The 8825-nt window shown below is 63.6% G+C and carries 8 protein-coding genes and 1 pseudogene; 3 read left to right on the forward strand and 6 right to left on the reverse strand.

All coding sequences use genetic code 11. From position 1 onward, the window contains the following. Window positions 1–83: 83 nt before the first annotated feature. From Q8R73_RS20245 to Q8R73_RS20255, 3 genes are all read right to left on the reverse strand, one after another. Window positions 84–518 (reverse strand): YqaA family protein, encoded by a 435-nt coding sequence (locus Q8R73_RS20245; protein WP_305721321.1) that lies wholly within the window; start codon window positions 516–518, stop codon window positions 84–86. A 93-nt stretch (window positions 519–611) separates the two neighbouring features. Continuing rightward, on the reverse strand, window positions 612–1916 hold the full coding sequence (locus Q8R73_RS20250) for a hypothetical protein (RefSeq protein ID WP_305721322.1): 1305 nt from the start codon (window positions 1914–1916) through the stop codon (window positions 612–614). A 218-nt stretch (window positions 1917–2134) separates the two neighbouring features. Next, window positions 2135–3028 (reverse strand): alpha/beta hydrolase, encoded by an 894-nt coding sequence (locus Q8R73_RS20255; RefSeq protein WP_305721323.1) that lies wholly within the window; start codon window positions 3026–3028, stop codon window positions 2135–2137. Between the two features lie 180 nt (window positions 3029–3208). Between Q8R73_RS20255 and Q8R73_RS20260 the strand changes: the two genes are divergently transcribed. Continuing rightward, window positions 3209–4351, forward strand: a complete 1143-nt coding sequence (locus Q8R73_RS20260; RefSeq protein ID WP_305721324.1) for a zinc-binding dehydrogenase — start codon at window positions 3209–3211, stop codon at window positions 4349–4351. A 14-nt stretch (window positions 4352–4365) separates the two neighbouring features. On the opposite strand, the gene Q8R73_RS20265 is transcribed toward Q8R73_RS20260, so the two are convergent. Genes Q8R73_RS20265 through Q8R73_RS20275 form a run of 3 tightly spaced genes read right to left on the reverse strand, consistent with a single transcriptional unit; the run spans window position 4366 to window position 8042 of the window. Then, window positions 4366–5331 (reverse strand): AraC family transcriptional regulator, encoded by a 966-nt coding sequence (locus tag Q8R73_RS20265; protein ID WP_305721325.1) that lies wholly within the window; start codon window positions 5329–5331, stop codon window positions 4366–4368. Window positions 5332–5334: 3 nt separating this feature from the next. Further along, entirely contained in the window at window positions 5335–7437 is a 2103-nt protein-coding gene (locus Q8R73_RS20270; protein ID WP_305721326.1) for a molybdopterin cofactor-binding domain-containing protein, read from the reverse strand. Next, window positions 7434–8042, reverse strand: coding sequence for a (2Fe-2S)-binding protein (locus tag Q8R73_RS20275; RefSeq protein ID WP_371126140.1), 609 nt, complete (start codon window positions 8040–8042; stop codon window positions 7434–7436). Before Q8R73_RS20275 ends, Q8R73_RS20270 begins: the two co-directional genes overlap by 4 nt. Before the next feature lie 68 nt (window positions 8043–8110). Between Q8R73_RS20275 and Q8R73_RS20280 the strand changes: the two genes are divergently transcribed. Continuing rightward, entirely contained in the window at window positions 8111–8665 is a 555-nt protein-coding gene (locus tag Q8R73_RS20280) for an NADPH-dependent FMN reductase (protein ID WP_305721327.1), read from the forward strand. A gap of 64 nt (window positions 8666–8729) precedes the next feature. Further along, window positions 8730–8825 (forward strand): annotated as a pseudogene (locus Q8R73_RS20285) (septum formation initiator family protein); the annotation flags it as partial.

Consider the following 8825-nt stretch of genomic DNA (forward strand, 5'->3'; position numbering starts at 1 on the left):
ACTGTATGTTTCGTGCTGCACTGCATCAACGGTCGCTCCCGCCTTGATGGGGATGTTGCGAGTTCCCCAGGGGCCTCGCGACGTCACGTCCAATTAAGGGTGATCGCTGCGAGGACGAGATATCGCCCGGTCTTGGCGATGGCGACCAGCAGCAGAAACACCGGGAATGGCTCGCGCAGCACGCCGGCGATCACCGTCAGGGGATCGCCGATGACGGGAGCCCAACTCAGCAGGAGCGACCATTTTCCGTACCGGCGATACCAGGACTGCGCACGCTCCAGCCCCGCATTGCTCGCCGGGAACCATAGCCGGTCCCGGAACCGCTCGATGCCACGCCCGAGCAGCCAATTGATCGCCGATCCCAGGACGTTGCCAATACTGGCCACGGTGATGAGCAGCAAGGGCGAATAATCCGCCAGCAACAACCCGACCAGTACCGCTTCCGATTGCATCGGCAGAATAGTCGCGGCGACAAGCGCGCTCAGGAACAGGCTCGCATAAGCGACGGCATCGGTCATCGAGGCGCATCAGTGCGCGACATCGATCTGCGCCTGCGGATCATGCCAGCGGAATTTTCTGGAGCGGATGGACAGCCTTCCGAAAGACCACTTCTATTGAGCTTCCGCCAGTCGGCCCGATGGTTTGCCGCCAGACGATCCCGCGGCAACCGCGCGCTTCGCGGCAGCGGGCCTGGACTGCGCGGCCTGCTGGCCGCGCTTCTTTCCATCCGCGCCAGCAGTCTTCACGCCGCCGCGGCGAGATACGTATTCCGGGCCGTCGGTCGGACCCACATGCGGTGGATCGTATCTGAGATACGGTCGCCCGATTCCATACTGCTTGCCATTGGCATCGACCCACTTCCAGAGAGCCTCGGTCGAAACCCAGCGTTGCGCCCGGTTTGCGCCGTTGACGCTGACGATGTCGGCTGCTAGGCCGCGGCCATAGCCACCACGAAGACTGCCGCCGTGGTAGGACCTGTTGCTCGCCGCCTTCAGGCCGCTGGCGATGCCCTGACGATAGTCGTCGCGAAACGCGCTGGTGATGCCGGGATGAAGTCCGGCGGCCTCGGCGGCGTAAAGCGCGCGAAACAGCTTCAGCTTGAAGCTGCGATCCATGCCGCCGATCACGTAGTCGATCATCGACATGCCGGCGCGTTCGGCCGCGTGGGGATCCTTCCACGTAAAATCGTTCTCGACGAGCTTGACGAAGGTTCGGGTGACGGTCACCTGCTTGCCCTTCCGCTTCACCGTCACCTTGCGCTGCTCGCGCTCCTTGATGGTGTCTTCCTTGGGCGTCCGCTGGTAGAGCGCCCAGAGGAACTGGTCGATGCAGGCCTCAGCCACCATGCACTCGCCGACAAGTTCGATGCGGCCGGGTATCGTCGTGGCGGTTTGAGGCGTTGCATCGGCGGGTCCGGCCTCCGGCGCCGGCAGGATTTCCGGTGGCAGGATTTCGATTGGATCCGTCAGCGCGGCCAGCACGAAACTGCGGGCAGCCGCCTCGGCCGATGCTGTGTCGGGGATAAACTCTCTATCGCTCAGGGGCATCGCCACGAGTTCGGCGGCCGCCGACACTTCGGGCGTCTCGGGCACGGCGTAGTCGGTCGCAATGGCTTTCGGCGCAATGGCTTGCGGTGCAATGGCTTGCGGTGCAACGGCTTGCGGTGCAACGGCCTGCAGCGCATGGGCTTGCGGCGCTTTTGTCTGCGGCGCGACCGCCGCGATTACCTGCGGTGCGGCTGCCAGTTCGACGCTGGCGGTCAGAGCAGGCGCGAGGCGGACCACGACATGCGTTGCTGCTGTTGCTTGCTCGATGCGAGGCGAGCCAACTCCGGCAACGCTGACGAAAGCCCAGCCTGCGATTACGGCAGTCGGATAGACCGCCGCCGCCAAGGTTGCCGATCGCAGCGGGTTCATGATCCCTGCCTCCAAAGGCTCGATCGAGCCCGGTTGCACAGCCAAGTATCCGACGCCTCCGAAACCTCGGGTCACCTTTGTGAAGGCGCAGGGCTAAAGTCTGCAGATTATGAGTGTTTTGGCAACTGTTGCCAGAGCGCAACGCGCCGCCGACGACCATCGGGTGGCGGAGCGGCCGGCCGGCCATGCAAAATACGCGGGCCGGTGGCGCCGAGGGGTCATTTCGTCCCGCAATGCCGGCGAATGAATTGACCGGCATCGGCGAGCGCGCGCCGGCCGGGCTCGAGATGCGCGTTCCACATCGGGAAGGCGTGGATCATGTCGGGCCAGATCTGGAGCGTAAGCGCGACATTGGCGGCGCCCGCGGCTGCCGCAAAACGCGTGGAATCCTCGAGCAGGGTTTCGCACGCGCCGACCTGGATCAGTGTCGGCGGCAGGCCGCTCGGATCGGCAAACAGCGGAGAGACACGCGGGTCCCTCCGGTCCATTTCCGGGGGGAGATAGGCATTGGCGAGTTCGGCCAGATAGGACCTGTGGATGATCGGATCGACCGCATCTCTGGTCGCGAGCGTCGAGCCCGACAGCGTCAGGTCGGTCCATGGCGAGATCAGCCATGCGCAGCCCGGCACAGGTTCGCCGGCGTCGCGCAGCCGGTTGATCAAGGCCACGGTCAGCCCGCCGCCGGCGCTGTCGCCGCCGACCGCGATATGTCCCGCGGCGATGCCGCTTGTCCGCAGAAAACGCCACGCCGAAAGCGCGTCGTCGAGCGCCGCCGGAAACGGATGTTCGGGCGCCAGCCGGTATTCGATCGCGAGCGTTCGCACCTTTGCCGCCCGGCCGGCCTCGGTAACCAGCCGGCGATGGCTCAGGATCGAGCCCGAACAGTATCCTCCACCGTGAAAGTACAACAGCACGCGGGATGCGTCGCTTTCAGGTGCGATCGACCATTCTCCCGGCATTCCGCCAATGTCGGCGGCTTCGCACTCGATATCTGCGGCGACCGGCCAGACCGAGCCGACCTCCTCGATGCGTTGCCGCCGCTGCTGCCAGCCGACCGGGCGGGGCTTCGAACTCAACAAGGCTCTGATAGCGTCGATCTCGCTTTGGCCCATGGATGTTCCTCCCTTGATTCTGGGAAGCTAGCCCATCGGTGCGGCCGTCCGCAAAGGCCGGGCCGCGATCATAAAGCAACGACAATGTGAGACCCGCGATGGCTTGCGTTTCCTGGCCAACGTGAGAACACTCCCGCCCGAATTCGGCGGAGCCGAAAATTGAAAACAGGGAGTTTCACGATGAGCGCCGACACCATGACCGGGCTGCAACTGCGTTCGCTGATCAAGAAAAGCGGCGAACTCGAAATCTCGCTCGCCAGCGTGCCGGTGCCGGAGCCCGGCCCGGAGGAAGTCGTGGTCCGTGTCGAAGCCTCGCCGATCAATCCGTCCGACCTCGGCCTGCTGGTCGGCGCCGCCGACATGTCGACGGCCAAAGCGTCCGGCACCAAGGACGCGCCTGTGATCACGGCAAAAGTGCCTGACGCAGCGATGAAGGCGATGGCGGGCAGGCTCGACGAATCGATGCCGGTCGGCAACGAGGGCGCCGGCGTCGTGATCAAGACGGGATCGTCCGATGCGGCGAAGGCGCTGATGGGCAAGACTGTCGCCATGATCGGCGGCGCGATGTATGCGCAGTACCGCACCATGCGGGCCAAGGATGTCCTGCCGCTGCCTGACGGCACCACGCCGGCCGAGGGCGCCTCCTGCTTCGTCAATCCGCTGACATCGCTCGGCATGGTCGAGACCATGAAGCGCGAGGGCCACAAGGCGCTGGTGCACACCGCGGCCGCCTCCAATCTCGGCCAGATGCTCAACAAGATCTGCATCAAGGACGGCATCGATCTCGTCAACATCGTGCGCAGCCAGGAGCAGGCCGACATCCTGCGCAAGATCGGCGCCAAATACGTCGTCGATTCCAGCGTCCCGACTTTCATGGACGATCTCACCAGCGCGTTGGTGGAAACCGGCGCGACCATCGCGTTCGATGCGATTGGCGGCGGCAGGCTCGCCGGCCAGATCCTGACCTGCATGGAAACCGCGATCAACAAGACGGCAAAAGTCTACAGCCGCTACGGATCGAGCGTGCACAAGCAGGTCTATATCTATGGCGGCCTCGATATCCGTCCGACCGAGCTCAACCGCTCGTTCGGAATGGCCTGGGGGATCGGCGGCTGGCTGCTGTTTCCGTTCCTGCAGAAGATCGGCGCGGCCGACGGCGCCAGGTTGCGCGCGCGGGTCGTGGCGGAACTCAAGACGACCTTTGCCAGCCATTACACCCAGGTGGTGTCGCTGCAGGAGACGCTGCAGCTCTCCAGCATCGCCATCTACAACAAGCGCGCCACCGGCGAGAAGTTTTTGATCAATCCGAACAAGGCGGGCTGAAACAGGCGAGATAATCACTCCCCGGAACGCACGGCTTCCCGAAATTCAGTCGGTGTCATGCCTGCACGAGCCTTGAATGCTCGGGTGAAGTGGGCGGAATCGGAGAATCCACAAACGAAACCGATCGTGTTGAACGCGTTGTCGGTATGCAGCAGCAGTTCGGTCGCATGCTTGATCCTCGCTTCGCGTCGCATGACCTGCAGTGACGCGCCATCTTCCGTCAGGCGCCTCTGCAGCGTTCGCGACGAAAGGGCCAACTCGCGCGCGATTGCCGCGATGGTCCACACTCGCAAGAGATCCGCTTCGAGCAGATTTGCGACGCGGCGGCCGATTCCCGACAATTGCTCCTTCAACGGAGCGAGCGTCGGCAGCGGCATGAGCCGTTCCAGGGGGGCATTGGTCCAGCGGATCGACCAAACACCGGTCTCGAGTCGCGGGTCAACGCGATCTGCGATCGATATCTGATCGTCGACAATCGCGTCGATCGTGATTCGCCCCGAGCCGATTGCGAGCGAAAGCCTTTTGCATCCGACGGCGCCAAGGAGCCCACAGATGACGCCGGCCAGAATCAGGTTCACTGCAACGTTGGTGGTGCCGTCCTTGCCGCGTTGGTGAACCATGCGGGCCGAGGTTGCGGTGACCGAGTGCATCAAAATGGGGTGCCGGGTATGAACGTAGCGTTCGAGGCGCAGCCAGCGAGCGAGCAGTTCCCGCCCGTCGCCGGCGCTCAAAAGAGCTGCCCCGATCGGATCGAAGGCCATGCGGGGTATGGCGCGCCCGACCCTGAGTAGCGCAATTGGGCCATGCTTCGCGAGCACGGCATCGGCGGTCGCGGATTTGGCCGACAGCGAAGCGTGCGGGCCGTTTCCCAAACTCAAGCCATTCGTTGCATCTATCTCGATGTCTTGCTCTGCAAACGAGATCCGCATCAGCTTAACCAGCGCCGCGCTTGTCAGATCGTCTTTCTCAAGCGTCAACATGGCTCATACTGTCTGATCGCGCCACGGCAACCGTGTGACGGATTTACCCGTCATCGCCGCGATCGCGTTCGTTATCGCCGCCGTCGCCGCCACGATTGCGGTCTCTCCGGCGCCGGTCGACGCGTCGCCGGCATCGACGAGATCGATGATCATGTTCGGGACGTCGGAATAGCGTGGCACGGGGTAGTCGGCAAAGCTCGTCGCCCCAAGATGTCCATCGACGATCCCGAGTTCCTCGTGCAAGGCCATGCCGATCCCCCAGACCAGATTGCCTTCGACCTGTGCGCGGACCTGATCGGGGTTTACGATCATTCCGCAATCGTGTGCACACCAGAGCCTGGTCACCCGCATGCGCCCGCGCGAGCGCGTCACTTCGGCGATCACTCCCGCATAGGACATATCCTTGTAAATGCCGCAGGCAACGCCGTAACCGATATCCGGCGACGATCTCAGGGCCGGCCAGTTCGCCTCAGCGGCAACGCGGTCCAGCGCGCGGCGCAGGCGAGGCCACTGTGGCGCAATAAGCCGCCGCCGGAATGCGACGCCATCCTCGCGGCGCTTGCGCGCAAGGGCGTCTATCGCCGTCTCGATTGCCCAGATATTGGAAGCAGCGCCGAGGCTGCGCCACGGCCCGGTATGAACGGGGAGCCGCACATCTTCAAACTCGACACGCGTTCCGGCGGACACATAGGGCGGCAGAGCACCGCGCGAGACGCCCGGATCGCCGACGAAGCTCGTTGCGAACTGCAGTGCAGTGCCCATGGCTGCAGATGTGAAGATCACATGGCCGGAGCGGAAAGCGTGGTGCCACGTGTCCAGACCGCCGTCCGGCGTCAGCCGCGCCTTGATCCGGTGCGACGACGGCGGACGATGGAAGGCTTCGCGAAATTCGTCGATCCGCGTCCATTGGATCTTGACTGGCCTCTTGAGCACTCGGGCAAGAAGAGCGGCGTCCAGTTCCTGTACGCAGATCGTCTTTCCGCCAAATCCACCGCCGACGCGACAACCGTGAACGACGACCCGGTCGGAACTCAGCCGCATCGATTTTGCGACGACGGAGTGGACGAATGTCACGTCCTGCGTTCCACTCCATATTTCGAGACCGCCATGCTCATCGAAGCGGGCAACGGCCGTGCGAGGCTCCATGGAGGCATGGGCCGCCATCGGCACATCCAGCCGAAGATCGATGTCGAACGGTCGCGTTAGCGTTCCCGATTGAACGATCACATGCTCGAGCGCGCCGCGCGACAATCCCGAATCAATGTCAATCGACCTGGCGATGACGTCGTCGGCGATATCACCACCCACCCACGCAGCCTTGACCGCTGCAGCGCATCTTTCGAGGCTGCCTCGTGTCGCAGCTGCGATAAAGGCGCCCGTCTTGATATGGTGAAGGCCCAGATAGCCCTGGATGGCGTGGGCAGCGGTATCATCAACGTTGTCAAGTGTCGCTCCCAGCCGGGGGGCGCGCAGCGCAGCCGCGAACACCATGCCCGGCAGACGCACGTCGTCAGCATAGAGGGACCCATCACCGGTCACGATGGCACGGATCTGATCCATGGCGGCAGGCTTACCGACAACGCGTCGTACGGCACCGCGTTTGAACGACACCGGCTCGGCCGCATTGATCGCGGCAGCAGCGAGAATCCGTGGCTTCGCCACGAAGGCTGCCCAGCCGCCAGATGGCGGCGCAGCGGAATCAATGCCGTCCCGCTTCAGCGCCGCCGCCAATGCGGCGGATGCCTGGGCCAGGAGCGGACCAAAATCCTTGATCGAGTCCGACCCGACGGTCGCGCGCGTCGGCGGCAACCGATCGCTGCGCGGATGAATGGCCATCACATGCTCAAGCGGAAAGCCGGTCTCCTCGGCGACGATCTGGCGAAAGGAAACGGCGATCCCCTGTCCGATCTCGGTCCGAGGCAAAACAAGTTCGACGCGACCATCAGGCCGCAGGCTTACCCAGGCAGCAGCGTCATCTGCCGACGGCGCCTTACGGTGCGGCAACGCGGGCCATGGAGTTAGAGCGTAGGCGGGCCCGGCGATGGCCGTCAGCCCGGCACCGGCCCAGCCCAGGCCCTTGAGAAGCTGCCGGCGCGACAAGGTCATCGCGATCGCCTTCTTATTGAGGTTTGTGCCGCAACGACTGCGGTCCTGATGCGCTGATGCGTGCCACACCGGCAAATCACATCATCCATCGCTGCGGAAATGTCGCGCGCCGTCGCGTCCGGGTTTGCCGCAAGCAGCGCTGCGGCGGTCATGATTAGTCCGTTCTGGCAATATCCGCACTGCGGTACACCGGCATCGATCCAGGCTTTCTGCACGGGATGCAGGCCGCCGTCGCGGCCGGCGCCAAGGTGCTCGAGCGTAACGACCCTGCGACCTCCAACATCCCCGGCCATCAACAAGCAGGACCGTTGCGCTTCGCCATCGACATGAACGACGCAAGCACCGCACGCGCCGACGCCGCATCCATACTTGGGGCCATTCAGGTGAAAATGGTCACGAAGCAGCCACAACAAGCGGTCTTCCGCGAACGCGGAAGGAATATCTGCCTCGTTGCCGTTCAAAGTGAAACGCATGCGCACCTCCTTCGATGGAGTATAGGCTATCGACCGCCGGCCGACTTGAACGATCGCGCCAAAATCCTCGTCGCCCGAGCCCCGTTCCGTCGCCGGCATGGCTTTGATTTTCGACATTTCATGCACTTGCATCGTTTCGCCGGGCGTGGCTAGGATGTCTGGCAAACCGGTCCGGCACCCAGCCTCAAAAAGGAAAACCCATGGCCACCCAGAACATCGTCGTGATCGTCGGAAGCCTCCGCAAGGAGAGCTTTACGCTCAAGATCGCCAATGCGCTGGCGAAACTGGCGCCGGCCTCGCTGAAGCTCGATGTCGTTACCTTGCACGACATTTCGTTCTTCAATCAGGACCTCGAAGCCGCGCCGCCGGCCGACTGGCTCTCGTTCCGCGAAAAGCTGCAGAAGTCGAACGGCGTGCTGATCGTGACGCCGGAATATAACCGCTCGATTCCCGGCGTGTTGAAGAACGCCATCGACGTCGGCTCGCGCCCCTATGGCAAGAGTTCGTTCCTCGGCAAGCCGATCGGCCTGGTCGGAAATTCGCCGGGGGCGCTCGGCGGCGTCGCCGCCGTCAAGCACCTGCAGAACATCATGCCGGGCATTGCCGGCCCGATCATGGGGCAGCCGGAAATCTACCTGAACGGCGTCGGCGACGCTTTCGACGACAAGGGCCAGCTCACCAAGGAACCGGTGCAGAAGGTGCTGCAGCAGTACCTCGACGCCTTTGCCGCGTTCGTCGAAAAGCAGAACAAATAGCCCGGCAGCCGCGGGACGGCCGGGATATTAGGGTTCTCTTAACCCGGCCGTCGCATCGTCAGCCATGGTCTCGCGCTCCCGACTCAAATCCCTGCTCACCGGGCTTGCCCTCTATACGATGGCGGCGGCGATGGTCGGCTATTTCGGCGTCAACGCCTAT

This window comes from Bradyrhizobium sp. (genome assembly GCF_030697065.1).
Lineage (GTDB): Bacteria > Pseudomonadota > Alphaproteobacteria > Rhizobiales > Xanthobacteraceae > Bradyrhizobium.